The sequence below is a fragment of the Oryzomonas rubra genome (assembly GCF_008369015.1).
GTDB classification, from domain to species: domain Bacteria; phylum Desulfobacterota; class Desulfuromonadia; order Geobacterales; family Pseudopelobacteraceae; genus Oryzomonas; species Oryzomonas japonica.
On the sequence record NZ_SRSD01000002.1, the window covers coordinates 347,907 to 368,963 of the forward strand.

The 21,057-nt window shown below is 48.3% G+C and carries 20 protein-coding genes; 16 read left to right on the plus strand and 4 right to left on the minus strand.

Features of this window, described 5'->3' with window-relative positions; all coding sequences use genetic code 11:
• Positions 1-181 precede the first annotated feature (181 nt).
• From ET418_RS04555 to ET418_RS04610, 12 genes are all read left to right on the plus strand, one after another.
• Positions 182-1,783 carry a sigma 54-interacting transcriptional regulator gene (locus ET418_RS04555; protein WP_149306388.1) on the plus strand — a complete coding sequence of 534 codons (1,602 nt, stop codon included), beginning with the start codon at positions 182-184 and terminating at the stop codon, positions 1,781-1,783.
• Positions 1,784-1,802: 19 nt separating this feature from the next.
• On the plus strand, positions 1,803-3,032 hold the full coding sequence (locus ET418_RS04560) for a NupC/NupG family nucleoside CNT transporter (protein ID WP_188055287.1): 1,230 nt from the start codon (positions 1,803-1,805) through the stop codon (positions 3,030-3,032).
• 754 nt (positions 3,033-3,786) lie between these two features.
• A complete protein-coding gene (locus ET418_RS04565) occupies positions 3,787-4,482 on the plus strand; it encodes a DNA-binding protein (protein ID WP_149306390.1) in 696 nt (231 codons plus the stop codon).
• 411 nt (positions 4,483-4,893) lie between these two features.
• Positions 4,894-5,856: a CsgG/HfaB family protein gene (locus tag ET418_RS04570; protein WP_218043363.1), complete on the plus strand. Its 963-nt coding sequence runs from the start codon at positions 4,894-4,896 to the stop codon at positions 5,854-5,856.
• A complete protein-coding gene (locus tag ET418_RS04575; RefSeq protein WP_149306391.1) occupies positions 5,856-6,149 on the plus strand; it encodes a hypothetical protein in 294 nt (97 codons plus the stop codon). The genes ET418_RS04570 and ET418_RS04575 overlap by 1 nt, the downstream gene beginning before the upstream one ends.
• 9 nt (positions 6,150-6,158) lie before the next feature.
• Positions 6,159-6,593: a DUF4810 domain-containing protein gene (locus ET418_RS04580; RefSeq protein ID WP_149306392.1), complete on the plus strand. Its 435-nt coding sequence runs from the start codon at positions 6,159-6,161 to the stop codon at positions 6,591-6,593.
• Positions 6,590-7,237, plus strand: coding sequence for a DUF799 domain-containing protein (locus tag ET418_RS04585; RefSeq protein ID WP_149306393.1), 648 nt, complete (start codon positions 6,590-6,592; stop codon positions 7,235-7,237). The genes ET418_RS04580 and ET418_RS04585 overlap by 4 nt, the downstream gene beginning before the upstream one ends.
• 152 nt (positions 7,238-7,389) lie before the next feature.
• Positions 7,390-7,734, plus strand: coding sequence for a His-Xaa-Ser system protein HxsD (gene hxsD, locus ET418_RS04590; RefSeq protein ID WP_149306394.1), 345 nt, complete (start codon positions 7,390-7,392; stop codon positions 7,732-7,734).
• Positions 7,731-9,188, plus strand: coding sequence for a His-Xaa-Ser system radical SAM maturase HxsB (gene hxsB, locus ET418_RS04595; protein ID WP_149306395.1), 1,458 nt, complete (start codon positions 7,731-7,733; stop codon positions 9,186-9,188). Before hxsD ends, hxsB begins: the two co-directional genes overlap by 4 nt.
• Positions 9,185-10,306 carry a His-Xaa-Ser system radical SAM maturase HxsC gene (gene hxsC, locus ET418_RS04600; protein WP_149306396.1) on the plus strand — a complete coding sequence of 374 codons (1,122 nt, stop codon included), beginning with the start codon at positions 9,185-9,187 and terminating at the stop codon, positions 10,304-10,306. Before hxsB ends, hxsC begins: the two co-directional genes overlap by 4 nt.
• A gap of 104 nt (positions 10,307-10,410) precedes the next feature.
• Positions 10,411-10,641, plus strand: coding sequence for a hypothetical protein (locus ET418_RS04605; protein WP_149306397.1), 231 nt, complete (start codon positions 10,411-10,413; stop codon positions 10,639-10,641).
• Positions 10,642-10,722: 81 nt separating this feature from the next.
• Complete coding sequence (locus ET418_RS04610; RefSeq protein WP_149306398.1) at positions 10,723-11,268, plus strand: class I SAM-dependent methyltransferase; 546 nt, start codon at positions 10,723-10,725, stop codon at positions 11,266-11,268.
• An 81-nt stretch (positions 11,269-11,349) separates the two neighbouring features.
• On the opposite strand, the gene ET418_RS04615 is transcribed toward ET418_RS04610, so the two are convergent.
• The 4 genes from ET418_RS04615 to ET418_RS04630 are packed head-to-tail and all read right to left on the minus strand — an operon-like array spanning position 11,350 to position 14,278.
• Positions 11,350-12,159: a metallophosphoesterase gene (locus ET418_RS04615; RefSeq protein WP_149306399.1), complete on the minus strand. Its 810-nt coding sequence runs from the start codon at positions 12,157-12,159 to the stop codon at positions 11,350-11,352.
• Positions 12,156-12,650, minus strand: coding sequence for a hypothetical protein (locus tag ET418_RS04620; protein WP_149306400.1), 495 nt, complete (start codon positions 12,648-12,650; stop codon positions 12,156-12,158). The genes ET418_RS04615 and ET418_RS04620 overlap by 4 nt, the downstream gene beginning before the upstream one ends.
• A complete protein-coding gene (locus ET418_RS04625; protein WP_149306401.1) occupies positions 12,647-13,462 on the minus strand; it encodes a metallophosphoesterase family protein in 816 nt (271 codons plus the stop codon). Before ET418_RS04625 ends, ET418_RS04620 begins: the two co-directional genes overlap by 4 nt.
• A gap of 12 nt (positions 13,463-13,474) precedes the next feature.
• Entirely contained in the window at positions 13,475-14,278 is an 804-nt protein-coding gene (locus ET418_RS04630) for a metallophosphoesterase family protein (protein WP_188055290.1), read from the minus strand.
• Positions 14,279-15,143: 865 nt separating this feature from the next.
• Between ET418_RS04630 and ET418_RS04640 the strand changes: the two genes are divergently transcribed.
• From ET418_RS04640 to ET418_RS04655, 4 genes are all read left to right on the plus strand, one after another.
• On the plus strand, positions 15,144-15,392 hold the full coding sequence (locus tag ET418_RS04640) for a hypothetical protein (RefSeq protein WP_149306403.1): 249 nt from the start codon (positions 15,144-15,146) through the stop codon (positions 15,390-15,392).
• A gap of 347 nt (positions 15,393-15,739) precedes the next feature.
• Complete coding sequence (locus tag ET418_RS04645) at positions 15,740-17,128, plus strand: site-specific integrase (RefSeq protein WP_149306404.1); 1,389 nt, start codon at positions 15,740-15,742, stop codon at positions 17,126-17,128.
• 10 nt (positions 17,129-17,138) lie between these two features.
• Positions 17,139-18,653 (plus strand): tyrosine-type recombinase/integrase, encoded by a 1,515-nt coding sequence (locus ET418_RS04650; protein WP_149306405.1) that lies wholly within the window; start codon positions 17,139-17,141, stop codon positions 18,651-18,653.
• 11 nt (positions 18,654-18,664) lie between these two features.
• A complete protein-coding gene (locus tag ET418_RS04655; protein ID WP_149306406.1) occupies positions 18,665-21,055 on the plus strand; it encodes a hypothetical protein in 2,391 nt (796 codons plus the stop codon).
• Positions 21,056-21,057 lie beyond the last annotated feature (2 nt).

Consider the following 21,057-nt stretch of genomic DNA (forward strand, 5'->3'; position numbering starts at 1 on the left):
GGTTTGATTAGCTCGTTTTGTGCCAATTTTTCATTAAATAAATAAATACAATATTATCATGTACTTATATTTGTTTATGATAAAATTGAATTGTCGGTTAAAAAATTAAATGTTATTTTTTGAAATATATAATATTATTTTTTGAAATACCGAGACCAGATTGAGGGGTTTGGGGCGAATAATGGCGACGTTGCACATTTATTGCGGGTTGTGGGAACAGTCTTTGTCGCGTGCGCTCCACGAGGCGAGAAAACAAAAACAGTGTGCCCTGCAAATACAGCACATCTATCCAGGGGATATCATAGAAAAGCTGAAGGGGCTTGTCTCCGAGATGGGGCCAGCCGACAGGGGGCTGGTTGTCTTTATTAACGCAGACCATAAGATGCTTGCCCAGGCTGGCAGAATATTTTCAGCTATTCCGCCGGAACAAGGTTCACGGATCACGGTTTCATATTCACAGCATTCCCCCGAAGTCGGCGCATGGGCCAAGCGGCTTGGTCTGCCCCATGAGGTAAACGGTTACGAGGTACCGCGGCAGGAATCGGGTACGGTGGAAATCCCAGAGTATGGCGTTACGCTACAGGAACGGCGCTGGATTCAATATCGGCTGATGAGGACGCTCATTGCCGGAGAGTGGCCGGCCATTGGGTATGAGGAGATTATCAGGAAACTTCGGCATGGCCGGCTTTCGGAGGCGGAGATTGCTCGTTCGCAAATGTTCTACGAGCGTGGCGAACCGGACATGGCCGGGGGGAATTTTGCGGATGTTCGCAAAACAGATCCGAATGCCATCGACCTATTGCGCGAGCGGGCCGTGCAGATAGGGCGCTCCGGTCTGAATACGCTGATCGTTGGCGAGACCGGGACCGGGAAGGAGTCGCTGGCCTGGTATCTACACGACTTCAGCATGCGCCACGACCAACCATTCCTCGCACTGAACTGCGCCTTTTTCGAGGGGGAACGTCTTGAGTCGGAACTGTTCGGACACGAACAGGGCGCGTACACCGATGCGAAGCGGTCAAAGAAGGGGCTGGTGGAAGAGGCGGACGGCGGCACGCTGTTTCTCGATGAATTGCCGGAAATGGCCCCGCGCGTCCAGGCAAAACTGCTCCGTTTTTTGCAGGATGGGACCTATACCCGCCTTGGCGGGAACAAAACCCTACGCGCCAGCGTCCGCGTTGTTTCGGCCGCGCAACCAAAGCGCATGGAGTCCCTGCGTCAGGACCTCTATTACCGCGTTGCCGATGTGGAGCTTCATACCGTCCCACTGCGGGAGTTAAAGGGGCGGGACATCATGAACATCGCCTGCAACCTTGCCTACCGCCTCATGTGGCGGCCGGTGATTACCGAAAAAGGTCAGTCTATTCTTACCCCCGACATTGTTCGCGGGGTGTGGCGGCAGTTGTCCGAACAACAACACGCAGCCTGTATCTCCGAGTATGGCTGGCCCGGCAATATGCGCGAACTGTCGACGCTGATAAAACGGTTCGTCATTTTGGGGGACGACATCTTCGAGGAGCTTGCGGCGAAGGTGCGGCAGGTGGGCATGCCGATCGGGACCGGTGAGAGCGGTGGTACTGACGAATGGCAGCGGTTCTTGCCGCCGTTTTCCAGCATGGAGGAATTGAAGGAGCGGCAGATCAATCTTAAAAAGCTGCAACCGGCCTTTGTGCGCCACGTTGTAGCCTCTCTCGGCGGCAGGGCGCATATCCAGCCCACCAAGCTGGCCGAAGCGCTCGGTTGTACCTATAACACATTGATGAGTTGCCTTGGGGATCACTGAACTATACTGGGGGGATGTTGTGACCGAACACGTTGTACGCGGCGCTTTGGGTGTTGTCGCGCTGCTCTCGCTCGCCGTGATTTTATCCGGTTCTCGGAAGGATATCCGCTGGAAGCCGGTGGGCTATGCTTTGGCTTTCAATATTTTTTTTGCATTCCTGGTTTTGAAGACGCCCGTGGGCAAAGCTTCTTTTGAGGCGTTGAGCGCCGGTCTGCTGAAGATCATGGCGTTTGCCGACGAAGGCACGAAGTTCGTCTTTGGACCGCTCTTCGGCGGTTTCAGGGAGGTGCCAGGATTCAGGGGGACGCCGTATGTGTTTGTCCTCAACGCCCTGGTGCAGATCGTCTTTTTCGGAGCCCTGATCAATATTCTGTACTACTGCGGTGTCATGCAGCGCGTCGTTCGCGCCATGTCATGGGTATTCAAGCGGCTGTTCGGACTCACCGGCCCCGAAGCGACGGTTGCGGCCAGCAATATCTTCGTCGGCCAGGTGCAGGGGGCCATGACCATTGCGCCGTACCTCAAGAACTTAACAGAAGCGCAACTGTTCCAGATCATGGTGGTCGGCATGTCCACGGTCGGGGCGGGCATGCCGCTGGTATATGCCGGCATGGGGGCCAGGATGGACTACGTCCTGGCCGCGAATATCATGGCAGCACCTGCGGCGGTGGTCTTTGCCAAGCTTCTTGTCCCGGAACGGGGGGAGGCGGCCACCGCCGAGCCGTTCACCCATACGGAATACCGTGCCGGGATCAACATTCTCGATGCGGTGGGGCGCGGGGCCATGGACGGCTGGAAAGTGGTCGTCGCCATCTCGGTCATGCTCCTGGCCTTCATCCCGTTGATCCATCTGATAAACTGGCTGATCGTGACGGTGAGTAATAATGGCTCTGACCTGGAAACGGCGTTGAGTTGGATCTTTGCCCCGGCCGCGTACATCGTCGGCGTGCCGTCGACGGATGTGCTGGGCTTCGCCAAGCTGCTCGGGCAGAAAACCGCCTTTAACGAGGTTGTTGGGTTTGCCGGGTTGCAAGGCACGACGCTGTCGCCGAAAGGCTTCATGCTGGCTTGCTTTGCCTTGACCGGGTTTGCGAACTTTTCTTCGGTCGGCATCCAGATCGGCGGGCTTGGCGAGCTGGCCCCGTCGCGCCGGGCGGATGTGGCCCGTCTCGGCCTCCGCTGCGTTCTTGCCGCAACATTGGCCAATCTCCTCAATGCGGCGATTGCCGGGGTCCTCTTTACGGGGTAAATTCCTATGAGTAAGCATGTGGTCACGAACGTATTCCTGTAAATGTCTAAACAGCGGATGACCAATGCTGAGCGATGGTAGACTGGAATAGCTCCACGCGACCTCGATCAGGCGGTCACAGATGTAATCGATCTCCCAGTTGAGCGGCCCGACTCCCAGCGCCGCCCGCCGATCACTACGGCACCGCATTTCAGTTCCGCCGGCGATGCAGCGCCCTTGGGGCACAACTTGGTGCTTGTATTGGCAATGATCACACCCTGGCCAGAGAAAAGCTGCTTGTAGGTATCTTTGTCCGCACATCACAATATCTGTCCACCCACGTTCCGTCTTTCGCACCCCCATGAGCCCTACCCAGATCATCATCAGGACAATCCAGATTCCGAGGACTAGGAGTATCCCTGGGGTTAAGAGCCGTGGAAGCATATGAAACCTGCTGCGAGGATGGCAGTTATTGGGCGTATGAGCTGTCCCAAGATCTACCTTCCGGCTCGTCAATGTGGTGTTTCACAGCCACAAAAGGTCGTCCTTCTATCAGAACGGGTTTGCCGCCCGGCCCGAAGGCAAGCTCATACGGATAAATCTAACACTCCCCCCACCATTCCCCGAAAACCTCACTGGGGCCAGGCCTGCCTGACGTCACAATTTAGTTATCGGATATAGACCGATTACTTAGCCCCACGTATTATTTTCTTGACTGTATTTGTATTATGTATTTTATAAAATACAAATACAATTAATTTACACGAGGTTGACTATGGCACTCAAGAGAGAAGATGTTATCCGGACGGCAGAAGTGCTGCACAAGCGTGGAGAGGCCCCCACTCAGGAGGCCGTCAGGAAAGCCCTGGGGGGCGGCAGCTACTCGACAATTGGTGCAGGCCTGCGGGAATGGCATGAAAAGCAGAGTCAGAAGCGGTCAGGCCAAGCCAAGGGGTTTACCCTCGACCTGGAGAAAATCATCAACATCGAGGCCATCATGGCGGCAGCCAAGGCACATGCACAGGCTGAGTTTTCCGCTGAGCGCTCAGCGAACAAAGTGCGGGTGGAATCGTTGGAGCGCGAACTGGCGGCCGCCAACAGTAAACTTGATGATATGGAAGAGCTCGTCACCCTGGCCCAAGCTGATGCTGATGTAGCCAAAGCCCGCGTCGTAGAGTCCGAAAAGCTCGCGGCTGTCTTGCAATCACGAATCGAGTATATGCAGGAGAATGACTCTGCCCTGAACCAGCGGCTGTCTGAAATGATGGAGCTGAAAACGGAAGCAGTGATAGGCCTGAAAGCCCTCGAGAAAGAAAAGATTCGGCTGAAGGAGCAGATGTTTAGTATGATGGACAAGAACGAGGAGCTCGGAAAGGATCTGGCCGCGGCCGATCGCAAGCTCGCGGCCAGCGCGGAGGCCGTGAAAGTGCTCAAAGAGCAGCTTGCCGAACAAAAGGCAAAAGGTGAGTAAAAAAAACCGGACAAGACTTATTAGGTTTTCTAACAAAGAGTACCGCTGACACCGAGGTAAAAAGCAATCTCCCGTTGTGGCGGGAGTCCCCCCCGCACCACCGCAAGCTCCTTTAAGTATTTGGCTATGTGTCCTCGAGTGCCCATTTATCAATTTATTTTTGTATCATAATGATACATTTAGTAAGCACTACGTGTGTCTCGACTGCATTTTTTTGCATAATTTCAATCATATGCAGAAGCGCCTCCGTTGTGTTAATTTTATTAACATCTTGAAATTGCATTGAATTTAATTTGTCTTGGGTGTAGAAAGCCAAGGACAGACGAGCTACATTCCATTTTGTGGGAAAATGCAAGCCACAACCTTCTTTATTAAGACATTCAATGCGTAATCATCACAAAGGAGGGATTGATGAAAAACAGCTGTTATTCCATGTTTGTATTGGGAGCAAGCTTATTGGCAGGTTGCGCTACCGTTTCAGAAAGCCCCGTTAATGTTGAACCGCCAGCATCTAAAGCAGTGTTGCAGCAAGCCCAAATAAACATTCAAATGCCCGCTGCCAAGCGCTACAAAAGGAAAATTGCAATTGCTCGTTTCTCTAACGAATCAAATTACGGTCGCGCTTTGATGACAGATCAAGACTATGACCGGATTGGTAAGCAGGCATCAGACATGCTTGCCAGTAAGCTTATTAAATCCAATAAATTTGTTGTATTTGAACGCACTGATTTGAACAAGGTTATTAAAGAACAGTCTATATCCGGTGACGCTGGATTGATCGGTGTGGATGCGCTGATAATAGGTTCTGTGACTGAATTCGGCAGGTCTATTACTGGTAAATCAGGATTTTTAAGCAGCACGAAGGTGCAAACCGCCAGAGCCAAGGTTGATGCACGTATTGTGGACGTGAAAACAGGACAGGCTTTCTTTTCCGCTACTGGAGCTGGTGAAGCAAATACTGAATCTGGTGAAATAGCTGGTTACGGCAGCCAGGCTGATTATGATGCCACACTCAATGACCGGGCCATCTCTGCTGCCATTTCGGACATGATTGACAAGCTGGTGTCTTCCCTCGATGAGCGCCCGTGGAAAACTGATGTGTTGGAGGAACAGGGAGGACAGGTTTTTATCAGCGGCGGGAAAGAACAGGGACTGAAGGTCGGTGATTTACTTCAGGTAATGGAGAAGGGGGCGATTGTAAAAAGCAAGCAATCAGGATTTGTTATAAATCTGCCCTCCAAAAAAGTTGCCACAGTTAAAGTGACGGCATTCTTTGGTGACAATGAAAACAATGAGGGCTCGGTATGCGAGGTTTTAACCGGTAATATTAATCCCGCGGCTATCAAGAACGTATATGTCGAGGAGATAAAATAATGAAAATTTTTATGCTTATGATTTGCATCACTTTCTTTGCCGGCTGCGCAATGCCGATAACCACGGTACGCTCTGTAGACACGAGGCCGAGCATCTCGGTAAGCGGTAGTAATAAGTTGGCGGACCTCTATGTGGATGGAATCAAGATGGGCAGGGCGGCTGATTATGAAGAGCCAAACCAGTTAAAGCTCGATGCGGGAACCCATAGGGTATCTATCGTAGACGCAGGGAAAACAACCTTTGAACAAACAATATTCATAGAAAGTGAACACAAACTCATTTTTGTCCAATAAGGAGTGACCATGGCCTCTCAGAGATTATTACTGTTTTTCTGCGTTCTGATTTTCACTGCGGGATGCGCCCCCAAGACGCGCTATGCATGGAACAACTATGATAACAAGTTATATCAGCATTATAAAAATCCCACCGAATACGACAAATTTATTGAACAGCTCAAGGAGACCATCGAGGACGGCGAGGAGTCGGGTCGTGTGCCGCCGGGAATATACGCCGAGTATGGCTTTGCCATGTATGAAAAGGGAAACTTCCCCGAGTCGATTAAATATTTCAAGTTGGAGAACGATAAATGGCCAGAATCGCGGGCTCTCATGGCAAAAATGATCCAATACTCAGAAATGCGCAGCAAGAAGGCAAAATCGCCTAGCCAAGCTACCATTCCTGCCATCCCTGAACAAGTGGATACCACCATCTCCGAAGCAAAGGGGGCAGCGAAATGAAAGGCATTACAATACTTGTACTTTTGGTAACAATATTGCTGGCTGGATGCGCCCATACGCCTCCTCCTAAAGATTTGACCAAGTTTAAGGTCGCCAACCCTTCCTCTATACTTGTGGTGCCAGTGGTTAACCAAAGTGTAGAAGTGACCGCCCCGGATTTTTTTCTATCCACGGTTTCAGTTCCTCTGGCAGAAAGAGGTTATTACGTTTTCCCGGTGAATCTTGTTAAACGTATTCTCGAAGATGAGGGGCTGTCTGATGCAAATCTCGTACATTCAGCTTCAGTCGAGAAGGTTTGCAATCTGTTTGGTTCTGATTCAGTTCTTTATGTGACCATCAAGGAGTGGAATGCCCAGTATCTGGTTCTTACCACTACTGTCAATGTTAAACTGCAATATGCCATCAAAGACTGTAAGACAGGAGACACTCTTTGGGAACATGAACAAAAGATGGCTTACACCCCTCATAATAACAGCACCGGTAATCCTTTTGCAGATCTCATTGTAATGGCTGTTAACGCCGCCGTGACAAAGGCAGCTCCCAATTATGTGCCTCTGGCCCGACAAGCGAATGCGCGTACATTCTATGGCGATGGAGTTGGAATACCACTTGGTCATTATGCGTTGGTTGGTGTTAAGCAATGATTTGATTGGAATAATCGGCTGAGATGTGGAAGTGGCTTATTTTAATGTTTTTGTTGTGGCAACTCAAAATTACTTAGCCATCCAGCCTGTTACACCACAAACTGCGCAGCTACTATTGCCAGAGCATATGGTAAGATTTAGTCTGGAGAAAAATGCAAACAATTGCAGATTACATATGCAACCAAGAAGCCGGCTATGCAAATATTTGCATTAGTACAACCATCTATGAATTGGCCGCTATCCATGCCACAGCTTACCAGTTCACTGGCAGCTATCACATCCTTGTCACCCCCAGGGACAGCGAATCAGTGATGGTGATCTTTGAATCGATAGGTTCAGGCAGGGATATCACCACAGATATCAAGGAATTCGCAAACTGCTTGATTGATAATCAGGTCAGGTTACGGCTCAATCATGAAAACGGGAAAATCAGAGACCTGATAGTCGCTCACGCTTTTTCGCCAATTGATCTCCAAAAAGAAGTCGACTCTCTATGAACAAGCAACAGCAGATATTGCCGTTCCAGTTTTCTCGGTTCGATCACGGCAACTATCTGCTTGTCAACGAGTCCGGTGAACACATATTTCTTGATAGAGACAATTTCGAAAAATTTATAGACAAGCGGCTTATGCCTGATTCCAGTCAATATCAAGACCTCAAAAGCAAACACTTCCTGAGCACTCAACATCTGCCAGAAACACTGGAGTTGATCACCGCAAAATACAGAAGCCGCAAGCGCTTTATTTCAAACTTTACATCCCTGCATATGCTGGTTATCACACTCAAATGCTGTAACGATTGCACGTATTGTCAGGTAAGTGCTGAAGACGACGACGCACAGGGATTCGACATGACTCCGGCTGTGGCCCGTCAGGTAGTTGATTACATCTTCAAAACGCCTTCGCCATCAATCAAGATCGAGTTCCAGGGTGGTGAGCCGACACTGAACTGGGAGACGCTGTCCGAGACGGTATTGTACGCAAAGAAAGTGAACCAGAAGCACAAGAAATACCTCGATTTTGTTGTGTGCACTAATCTCGTTAAGGTTGACGCGAAACAGTTACTCTTCTTCAAAGAACATGGGATCCATATATCAACATCCTTGGATGGGCCTCGCGATCTACACGATAAAAACCGTCTACTTAGAAGCGGTGGCGGAACCTATGACCTTTTTGTTGAGAATCTTCACAATGCACGAAAAATACTGGGGCATGACCAGGTCAATGCCCTGATGACGACAACCGTTGATAACGTGAACCGACTTGATGAAGTAATTGCAGAATATGTAAAACTTGGCTTTGGAGGAGTGTTTTTGAGGTCGCTCAACCCTTATGGCCTCGCATCAGAGAATGCTGATGGCTTGGGATACCCCGTCGAACTTTTTGTTGATAATTTTGAAAAAGCACTTGATTCCATTATCCAATTGAACCTCGATGGCACACGCTTCATAGAATTTTATACCAACCTCCTGCTTACCAGGATCTTGACTCCATTCTCAACTGGCTTCGTGGACCTACAGTCCCCTACAGGAGCCGGCATATCTGGAGCAATATATGACTACAACGGTGACGTTTACCCGGCGGACGAAGCGCGTATGCTCGCCCGGATGGGTGATAACAGCCTCTGTATGGGGAATGTGTTCAACGACACATACGAAGACATCTTTGGCGGGGTGCTGCTACGCAATATCGTGAACAAATCATGTGTGGAGGTTATGCCCGGATGTAGTTCGTGTGTTTACCGTTCTTACTGTGGGGCCGACCCGGTGCGTAATTACCGTGAAACCGGTGACTTTATCGGAAGACGACCGGGCAATGACTTCTGCAAGAAGAATATGCTCATCTTCGACATGCTGTTCAAGAAGCTTCAGCGCAATGATCCTGACGAAATGGACGTTTTCTGGTCATGGGTGTCATGTCGCGACTTAGCCGAAGTGCGCGGTGAACTATGAAGCAATTTAAGGGTATAGCGGCAAACATAGACATGCCGGTACTCGGCTTGGTATCGCGCAATCCTTTTTCCCTGTCGAGATGCGGCCAGGTTCTTGTCTCCGAAGGTTTATCTCTTTTGGCCAAAGGTTTTTCTGGAGTCATAACAGGGGAGATTAAAGATAAGACATCTCAAGCGCACGTTAAGCTAACAGACGGATCAAGTGAACTGGTCGATGGGGATTGCGTCCTGATTGACAAAGACGGTATGGTAACAGTTGTCTGGGAAAAGCATGCTCCGATGAATCCACTGCTGCTAACGGAAGCCTGTGATTGCCAATGCCTTATGTGCCCGCAGCCACCGAAAGTCCACGAAAAACGCTTGACGGAAACAGCTAAGAAAATCCTCAACCTCGTCAAAGTAGGAGATGACCAGACCATCTGCCTGACAGGCGGCGAGCCAACCCTGCTCAAGGAAGATTTCTTTGCGATACTGGAACTGATCGGTAATAAACATCCGAATTCAAATGTCATGATGCTGACAAACGGCAAGTCATTTGCTGATTTCCAATTTACCAAACGCTTCGTCCAAACGAGGCCGGCCAACTTCATCAGCTGTGTTTCAATGCACAGTGATGTGGATGAGGTTCACGATCGGATCGTTGGCATCAAGGACAGCTTCTACAAAACCGCAATGGGTCTTCAGAACCTTGCTCGCTTCCGCGAAAAAATTGAGATTCGCGTGGTAGTAAACCGCCTAAATGCCCAGAGGCTTGAAGCAATCGCTAATTTCATTCAGAGGAATTTTCCCTTTATATACCACTGCGCCTTCATGGGTATGGAGATCACCGGGCTCGCTCGAGATAATTACGAGGACGTATGGATAGATCCGTACGATTACCGTGATCAGCTCTCAAAAGCCGTCAAGGTACTGAGTAGGGCCAATATGTATGTTTCGATTTACAATTTGCCATTATGTTTATTGAAATCAGCATCATGGGCATACGCGAGGAAGTCTATCTCCGGGTGGAAAAAAGATTACGTCCTCGCATGTGAAAGCTGCTCGAAAAAAGAAGATTGTTGTGGAATATTCACAACGTCAGGCTTACACTTGAGTCCACATATTCAGTCAATTCTTTAAAAAATATAAATATCTTGATTGGTGTGTTTTTAGGGGTACAATTAGAAAATAATTTAGGAGGATGTCGTTTTAAATAGTAAAAACCCTAACAAAGGAGGTCATTTATGAAGAACATTCTTAACAAAACGAGTATGGTTGTTGCCAGTATTGTATCTGTTTTAGGCCTTTCTGCAGTGAACGCAAAGGCTTCGACGTCGGATGTCAGCGATAAATCCCCTCTGTATCTTGAACATGGAAATAGTGCTGGCGCCACCGGTGGTATCGTTTTTGATCACGAAAGCCATGCTTCTCATGCTTCACACGCCTCACATGCTTCACATGCATCCGGGTATTAATTCTAGTTTTAACAGATACTCACTGAATTAAAAGAAGGCTTCTGCTCAACGGCAGTGGCCTTTTCATTGTTTAGGGACAGAATGAGAACTCACAAAAGACCCATCAGTCCGGTGCCATCAAAATTATTGACTACCTATGCAGAAGAAATCGCCATCAAGGCAAACGGCCCGATAGCGGATATTGCGTGTGGTTACGGACGCAATGCAAAGCTGATATCTTCGTTTGGGGCACCTGTAATCTGCGTCGACATTGACCAGCAGGCCCTGGATTTTATCAAAGAATCTCTGAATGAGGATGGTAACCTTCTTACAGTTGAGCAGCTGGATCTGATCAATGATCACTGGCCATTTGAGAACAATTCACTTGGGGCCATAATCAACGTCCACTTTTTTACCGCACAGCTACTTGAACACTTCAAAAAATCGTTAAAATTAGGCGGCTACCTTTTCCTTGAGACGATTGATGGGCACGGCAAAAATTATCTTGATCTGCCGCCGTATGGTTTTATTAGGCAAGCTCTTGCAGAGACCTTCGATATTAAGTACATCAAAGAGAATAAGACCGGGCCAGATCAGATAGACGCCGCAACAGTAAAGCTCTTGGCTATTAAACGAAGGCTGACATAATCCGATACAAAAAGTCGTCTTACTGATTGCCGTTGTGCAGATGATTTGCATCTGCACAATATGACCGCATAAAAAGTTCACCTACCCCCCCATCTCCCAAACGGATATTCCCCGCCCCACCCCACCCAGCGGCTCCACCTTGTTGTAGTGACACACAAATTTGTCCACCCGCTTTTCCTCATGGAAGTGCCCAAAGTGCCAACTTCCGAACTCCAGCCCCCGGTCCAACAGTTCCTGGAGCATGGTCTCCGTCGGATCCGCCAAGTGTTTTCGCCCGCCAAAAATTGACCTCTGACTCACCGGACAGGTGTGGCTGATCACATAGTCCACCTTCCAGCCAACTCGATCCAGGTTGCGACAGGCGTTCTCGAAGTCCTCCCGGTTCGGTATCTCCTCCGGCCACCAGTCGATTCCCTCAGTCCGCCCCTTGTTCCACTCACGGCCATCGCCGAAACCACCAAGCCCATATGAGAGAGGTGGGCGGACCCACCCCGGGTCCTTGTCATGGCTCATCGCCCCGCCGAACGCGAGAAACGTCTTCCCCTTGATCTCGAACACCTCACCACGCTTCAGGTAGTAGACATTCTTCCTGATCTGATAGGCTTTCCCGCCGTACAGGTCGACCAGCGGAAACTCCCCGCCAAACAGCCGGGCAAAGTTCTCGTGATTGCCGTCCATGGCCAGCCAGGTCACCCGCTGCCGCAGCTGCTGCTCCAAGAAGTAATCCTCTTCTCTCCGATGCTTCTCATTCGTGTGGTAGTCGTGGTACCAGACCCCGCCGAGGTCACCGCAGCAAATACAGATATCCCCACGCTTGGCCGGATTGAACTTGGATGAGGATATATGCCATGCGGTCACGCCCCCGTGGAGGTCACCGGTGATCCAAATCATTTATCAACCTCATTCTCCAGTTCACTCAAATCCTCTTCTCTTCGGCTGTCCTTGATCACTCTATCCTTCGCCATCTTTTGACAAACCTCCTCGCGGACCGCACTGAAAGGCTTCTCTGGGATACCCTTGGCATATATGGCCAGGCAACCGGTCATATTCGGAACACTCTTTTCTTCTTTCATCATCTCCATCAGCTCTTGGGCGATCCAGATGATGTTCTTCTCAAGTACGCACGCATTTGCCGCCTCGACATCTGAGTATGATTCTCCCGCATCGATGATTCCCCTGAACTCCTTAAAATCACGGATCATTCCCTCAAGCTTTTCCGGGTTGTATTGGCGTACCTTTCCCTGGTTGGCTGTGAGACGATCCAGCAGCAACCGGGCGACGCGGGCCTGGTTCTTCAGGAGCAATCTTTTACTTTTATTATACGGGGGTTCAAGCACGAGCATATAATCGTCGATCATGGTTTGCAGTTCGTCTATCGTCATGGCCCCAACCTCACAAACCCCTCACTCTCTGTGTCGAAAACCCACCAGCCGTCCTCAATATGGACGTTGACGTGGTTGAGCTTCCGCATCGGTCCGGCAACCTTTGTGTGACCGAAGATCTGCTTAAATCGAGGGTCAGGCGGACGTGAAGGTTCCCATTGTGGATCGAACCAGAAGATTCCTCCAAAGAGATCTTCACCACCCCGCGTCCAGTCCCTGTAGAACAGCGGCCCCTTACCGTAAGGCGTAAAAGACTCGTGCCAGGGCCGGGTTTTCGTCGCAAACTCTCGCTCAAACTCCTCACAGATCCACGAGGCGATAGTCGATGGATCCCCGGAGACCCATGGGGCGGAGGGCAAGGCGGCCGTAAGGGCAGTCGATACCCCGGCGTGAGTGCAGAGCCAGCCGTCGGCAGCGTAGGCGGCCTTAACCTGGTCTTTCTGGCGGGCTAGGTGGTAGCGGGACACGAAGCTGTCACGGCAATAGAGCGCTCCATCCTTCTCGAAGACGCGGGCCAGGTATTTATTGCCGTCCGTCCAGCGCGGGACTTCCTGGTCATTGATGAATCCGTGGTGAGTTAATCCTCTCCAGGGGCGCTCTGGAGTGTACGTCAAATCGTGGTTACCCCAGAGGAGTACAGCACCCGAGGCAATCAGCAACTCCAGGCAGGCCAGCTCCTCCTCAAAGGTGGCCTTGGGATCCCGCGAGTCAACGAAGTCCCCCAGGGCCACGTGTTCCGCCTCGGGCTTGTAGGCGAGGAAGGCCTGGGCCATGGCGAGGTCGCCGTGTATGTCTCCAATTATGATGGCCACTACGTTGTCCCCTCACTCAACCGTAAATAACCGCTCAATCTGCGGCCTTCCGTACTTCGCCCGGCCGGTGAACACTCTTAGATTTGGCAGGATCTCAGCGACTCCCGAACTGTGCGTATGCCCGCAGTAGACCGTAAAATCGGCTAAAGAATAGGTTAGCGCAAACTCTCGCAATACCTCCCCAGTCGCCTGGCACCCGAAATGAGGCAGAAACTCATCCGTAGATTTTTCCCCCATATGCCAACAGGCCTCGGGAAACGGCGGTACGTGCAAGGCGACAAGTATCTTTCGGTAAGATGCGTCAATCGCCTGTTTTAGCTGACTCCGCAGATGTGCCGCGGCATCATCGCCCAGTTGGTGCTGGACCTCCAGCCGAGCCCTCTTCGACGGTTGCATCAGTTCCGTGATCTGGTAATAATCGTTAATCATCACCTCAGACCCCTCCGGGTCTCCCAACCGGCCATCGGCCAGTCCCTCGTGACCGACCAGGCAGGTGTTGTCGGTGATGGGAATGCAGGCAAGGCAGGCTGATAACCAAATCAATTGTGGCATTTCTGAAATCAACTTGCCTACGGCATCGTTTATCTCACGGATTGAGGACCCATAATAGTCATGGTTGCCGAGGACAAAATAGACCGGCATCTGCAGGGATGATGCGAAGTTGTCGAGGTACCGTGTTAGATAGAGTGCGGATGCGATATCACCGGTGATCAGCACGGCGGCGGCGCCAGACGTGCGGATATCGTCGCAAAGGCTGTTGACCTCTGTGCGGCCTACGAAGTTGAGATGTATATCGGTTAGCCAAGCGAGTTGCATTATGAGTAAACTCCGTGTTCTATTGGCACTGCGCACCCAATAAAGGTACATACTGTAAATACACCTCACATTATCATATCCCCCCGACCTTTGCCATAACTATTTGATATTATTAGTAAATTGTCAACAACAGGTTGTTTCGGCCAAGTTTTTGTTGTGTTGTCGTCGGGGCTATGATGCTGGAAATGTACAACTAATTTATTTAGCACACTTTATGTGTACTGCTCGTCTATAGAGTCAGTTTCCCCGTGGGGTTTAGAGTGCAGTTTTTTGGGGTATGCGGCAATTTTGGCAAGCGGCGAACAGTTTGGGTAATGCCCCCTTCTCGGATGTCCAGAGAGATTCTGTGGCAGATTTGCCACAAAAACGAACTCAACAACAGCGATCTAACTAGATAGATATATTGTGAAGATGCTACGAGAGCAGGGGATTACGACAAAACAGGCGGCTCGCTATCTCAATATACCTGTCGAACGGGCACGGAACTGGTATTATCGGGATACAGGAATGACGGCTCTTGATTTGTTTAGGATGATGCAGGAGTATAAGTTTATCAGACAGGCAGTTCTAAGTTCATTGTCGCTTGAATCCCGCTGAAATGAAGCTACAAATGGGATTTACCGGTTGGACCCACGGATGTCGTTCCCCTGGGGTTGGTTTACGCACTAGCCTGGGTTGTCGCCACTATTGTCATTGCTTGCAGGGCTGTTAAGCCACGCAATGGCTTTAGCAACAGTATCGTGATTAACTTTAAGGTGCCTAGCGATTGTAGTCTTATTCATTCCTAGTTGACGAAGATGACTTACCTTTTCTGTGATCTTCAAATATGATGGCAGATCCTTAGAGTCCAAAAGATTGATTACTAATGGAATTTCTGCAAAGGTTCGAATTGTTTCTGTTGGGGGACGCTCATAATGATTACCCTTCATTGGATTATTTAAATTTATTCCCCAAAATCCCCGGGCGTAACAAATCCCGATTCAATAAATTTCAAGCACGATTCGGCCGTAAAACGCAGACTGTGCTGGCCCGACTTGATGGCCTGAAACATCTGCTGGCAGGTCTCGCCGCTCAACGAACTGCTCTCCCACAAACACTTGGCGCTGATGCTTGAGGTAGGAGTAAAGGAGCGGGAACCTTCCGGCTATCAAAATATTACATTTCACCCAGGCAAGGTCTGTTTTTTTTCATAGATTTTTTAAATTCATCAACAAAAAGTTAAGCCACTTAAATCTCCAAAACCTAGAATTCAAGCCCGGCTGCAAATCCCACCACTCGACTAAACAATAATCTTTGCTAACAGAATCAACGAAAAGTGTAATAATTTTAAGCACATATAACAAAATAACGCTTGCGAAATCTCATGCAATTCTGGTATCGTTTTATCGTCGCAACGATTTCACGATTGTTGGGTGCACACATATGTGCTGAGGCAAGAGGGCTGCGAAAAAAGGAAAAAATATGAAACATATCACAGCAAAGAGGAACTATTTGCTGCTTCATGACGACGGGAGGATCCACTACCCGTTCAGCAAATTCCTGACGGATGAATATGATAATCCGAACACTCGAGAATTGGTAGCCCAGTCACTCAGGATCTGTTACCGGTTCTGTGTGGCCAACAAGATTGAGCTTGTTGTCAGGGCCGCAAAAGGTCGATGCCTCACGTATGACGAATCGAAGAAACTATTGAGCCTTTGCTATAGGCCACTTGGTGAGATTGAGACCCTGTCGAACAAACAAATCGTATCGCTAACAAGTGCCAAGGCCGGCAAGGCGCCGAAGCAGCTTCGTGGTGCTGTTGAACCAAATACGGCAAATAAGAGACTACTGAATATCGCCAACTGGCTTGATTTCTTCTTCAAAGTATTTCTTCAACCGAATATCGACTCACAATCTCTTCGCGACAAACTCAAGATCGAGTACGACACGACCGTAGATCAACTGTCAACCTCAATAAGTGGAACGAAGCAAGGGCACCATCATGATATAAGAAGCATACCCAGTCCCAAATTCCTTCAAATCATTAGTGCAATCTATGTTTGGCCTGAAGATATCTTTCGAACTAATGCGGGGAAACCGTCTCGAACGTGGCATCGAGATAGGGCCATGGCTCTGCTAGCTTGCGAGGGTCTCCGCCCTGGAACCTTGGGCAACATCGCCCGATCCGACTTCAACGAACAAAACTATCACTTGATCATCAAGGACAACCGCGAAAAGCTCGACGAGACGACCTCGTCAACTCCGCTATTGAAAGCTGGCTCAAGTACTAAAGTCAATAGTGCAAGCGAGGGCATGATCAAGCTGTGGCCGTTTACAGTCGATGCAATCTCTGAATATATCAAGGAGGAGCGCGAGCCTGTCTTGTCTAAGGGTCTAAAAAATCGTAGCAGGGGGTTCCTGTTACTGAATGAAAGAGGTAAACCAATTAAACACCGCTCCACTATCACGAGTATGTTTAACCGCCTTGGCAAACGATTGTCGGATTTGGGCTTGCTGGATGTGGGGAATGATCCTTATTTCCCAAATTCCAAAGAATATGACTTCTGCGCCTACGTTCTAAGACATTCCAGTGCCAGCTACTTCGTCGAAGAGAAAGGAACTGATGAAAAAACACTGGATAGCATGAAAAGTCGGTATCTTTGGACTAAGGGGAGCAAACAGCCTCAACGATATGCAGCTCGTGCATTGAGCGATAAGGCGAACATTGATTTGATGGAGTTTTATGAGATGCTAACGACCGCCGTAGCGGCAAAAAAAAGATCCTTCGAACAGAGCCAGACTGATGACATAGCAGTGGACAACGTTAAGAGCCCATTTCTGTGGCATCCGGACTATAACAAAGACTAAGGTTAAATCATTGGCTTATACAATCGTTGGAAATATGACCGTAGAATGGGATGATAATGATCCCCTCTTCTTTTCCTTGTCAGAGTATATCGGGGCAGAGGATGATCGCAGAAAGAAGATTCATTATGTTAATTTAACACATCTTCGAACTGGATTTGAAGAGACGTTTCTGCTTAACCTGAAAGAAATGATTGTTGATCGCAGACTTCAGGTTTCTTTGACAACGATTGAAACCGAATCCAAGCAGCTTATATTACTTCTGCAAAAGGTTATCAACTGTAGGCTGTTCACAACCAAAAGATCTGTTATCGACGAGACCTTTCTATTGTCATTGAATACCATCACCGACGAACTCTCTAATACATGTTTAAAAGTTCTGAAACGGTACTTCAGGATTGTCCCACACGCTAAAATATTCGATCAAGGGTTACGGGAAGACGATTTCCCAATCAAGTTGAATAAGAGAAGCGAGTATGGTCAGCAAATTAAGAACATTCTTTCGAAGGCATTAAACCGTACAACTTGTGTCGAAATTCTTAGCCGGAGCGATGAGGCATACGAAGATGGCATAATGGGAATTGGCCATTTTAGTTTCATAAATCTAGCTTTCCATGTATTTGTTCGACCAGATAGTTACCGCAGAATTAGGATAAGCGACCTAGTTAGCGATACCGATTCAGATTCGATATTTCTCTATATTGCGCCAGCAAAACCCGGGATCCATTCACCTCAGAAAATCTGCTATCGAATTAACAAACATGTTGGAATATTGTTAATAAAACAACGGCAGGATGTGATTAAAACCTTTGGCCATCTAGTCAGCGAAAACGACATCAGCAATTTGGCTTTATTTCCGAGTAGGCAACTTAAACATGATAAATCAGGGTGGGTTTCAGAACATGCAAATGAGTTTTTTGGAGAGTATGAGAATGGTGGGACATTCAGCCAAGGCTATTTTAAGGCGATTAAAACAATACTAAATGGTAAGTACGGTCTGACTGCATCTGCGCTCAGGCACACAATTGGAACACAAATGGCTGAACAAGGTTGTTCCGCGAAAACCATCCAAGCAGTTTTAAAACATGTCGATGATAGTACCTGCCTGCAGTACGTAGATATTGCCTTCCAAGGGTTAATAAATGAATTGAGTGACGCGATGCAACCCACATTCGAAGCACATTTCCCAGTGTTCCAGAGGTTTCTACCGCAGAGCGATGTTGTCGCCTCAGATAAAACCATTTATTCAGAGAATCTTAAAACGGGCCGAATTGAATTAACAGGGGAGTGCGGCAAGCAGATTCGCTGTCAGGCTGCTCCATTCACCTGTTATGAATGCAATAAGTTCATTCCATGCTTTGATGCTGACCATGGACTTAACATCGACATTATTGAGAGCGAAATAGATATATATAAACAAGCCGGCAAAGCCTATCAACACCTAGTTGAGAAAGCTAAAAGAATTAAGTATCGAATCCAATTGGTTATAGCTATCTGTGCTCAACATCAACAGGCTTTCTTAGAATAGAAAGGGTCGATATGAGCAAACCTACTGATCTTGGCCTATATCGGCACAAAAGGGCACTAGACGACTGGCTAACTGACTGTAAGCGCAGAATGAATCTAAAACGTCCTAAAATTGACTTCGAATCAGAACACTGGCCGATAAAGACGCTTTACCAGACAGATCAGCAGGACTGGTATTTTTCGTCACCTTTTGCCTGTTTTGCTTCCAAAGATACTAGTTTTTTTGATGTTATTCGTGGGCTTGTAGCTGAAATGGTTCTCAAAGGAACACCAAAAACGTTGTATTTGCCTGTTGCAGCCTTTTGCTCTCTTGCCAAAGTAGATATCGAAAGTATCTTTAAAATCAACTTGAATGACTTGAAAAATACTGAAGACCTTATTTTGACAACATGTAGAGAGAACCCCGCATCGGCAATACGTATGGGTCACTATCTGTCAATTCTGAAAAAGCAACTCGAACTACTGGCCCAAAAAGGTGTGATATCGTGGCTCGGATATCGTCCTCGCCATGAGATCAAGGTTGCATTGAGGAAAATCTCTTTAAGCCATGAAAAAGTACAGAAGGCCGAAAAAAGTTTGGTTTTGGACCGTAAAATTGAAGCTTTTAACGATGCGTTGAATGCACTTTACGATGATGACCCGAGATTAGATGTAATAGATCGTATGGTTATTGCTCTGACAACGCGATTGATGTGTGCGCCATCCAGGATCAATGAAAATTTATGTTCATCAATAGACGATCATGTAACCATTGAAGACTACACGAAAAAACCAGAAAACACTGAGTTTGATCAAATACACCGAGCACACCAAATGCTCCTCATGCAGATGAAGGGTTCGAAGGGGGCGTCATGGGGCGCCAAACCGGCATTGAACTTTATGATTTACGCATTCAACTACACTTTAAAAATCATTATAGACTGCGGCAAACGGTCCAGAATGCTCGTCAATTGGTACCTACAGCACCCGGATACGCTATATCTGCCTTCGGAATTGGAATACCTCAGAGGCAAAGACCTACGTATTATCGACTTGGCGAAAATTGTTCATATGACCGAAAGACCTTCTAAAACTTTAGTCATTAACATTTTCACGACCCATTCCGATCTTTTAAGTGACAGGTCGAAGAAGCTAGACCCTGCTACGAAGAGAATGAGACACTTTGTGCCGTTCAAGGATGCCGAACAGTTCCTGTTGCAAAGGGTCCATCTTGCTATGGAGGCGTGCCGTAGGGTTACGAGCCTCAACCATTATAAAGGCGACCTATCGAAAATACTGGTCCTCTGTGATCGAAAGGAAACACCATATATACCGTGGGCTGTTAATGATCAGATTATCCGCAGCAGACTTAGCCCTCCATCAAGAAATGCGGTGCCTTCCCTGTTTCAAAAACTGGGAATCACGATGCCGATAGATGACAAAGTGGCAATTGCAAGAATTGAAACACACGACCCACGACGGTGGCTCATAACTCAAGCCGAGCGGCACGGCGAAAAACTTTCCGACGCGCTCATTAAAAAATGGGCCAACCGATTGAGTCTGGCAAAATTTTATGTATATGACCTGCGCTCACCTGTGGAACTGGCAGAGTCAAGCGCAATGCCGTTAGTTCAAGAACTGGTGGATCTCTCCAAGGGCATCGAGAAAACCACTAAGCTTGAAGAAGCATTTGGTTTGAAATCACAGATTGTAAATGTCCCGGACGCTGGCATTTGTGTAACAAGCATGAAACTGGTCATGCAAGCAGTGGATGACCGGCCTGTCGCACGAACGAGTGAGCAAATCATTATACTCTACCCAAGCCAATTTGGTATTTGCTTGCACCAACATCACGAAACTCCTTGTCGGAACTACAACTCCTGCCTGCCTTGTGACAGCGACGTAATTGTCAAGGGACATCAGTCGTCAAACGATGAGGTCAGAAGCCGTTCGGAGTTACTCCACAAATCCATCATCCGGCAAATAGACCGACTCATGGTCGAGCATAACCGCGGCATAGCTGATGATCAGGAGTCCATTACTCAGCACATATTGAATCTGGTTGAGAACGGACTTAATTTCGAACAGATGGCTGACTATCTGATCGACGAATTCCATCAAATCAAGGATATGGTCAAGGATAAGTTACTGGTCAACCGTCTTGAGGAAGCATTTGTGGCGCGTGGGTTTGTCAAACTACTGGATGACAAGGAAATTCCCAGCGGAGCCTTGATAAAATACCACAACCACACCTATCATGCCTCTCCCGGACTCGAAAAGGCCCTTGATTCCCATGGGGGGCGCGATCAGATTTTTAAGGCTGAGCAAGAGCTGATCGAAAAGTTCCCCCAGTTTGCCCCGAAGGCTCTGCAATTGAAGGACGAACGCTATTTGCTGACAGCGAATGATGATTGTGAGGAATAATC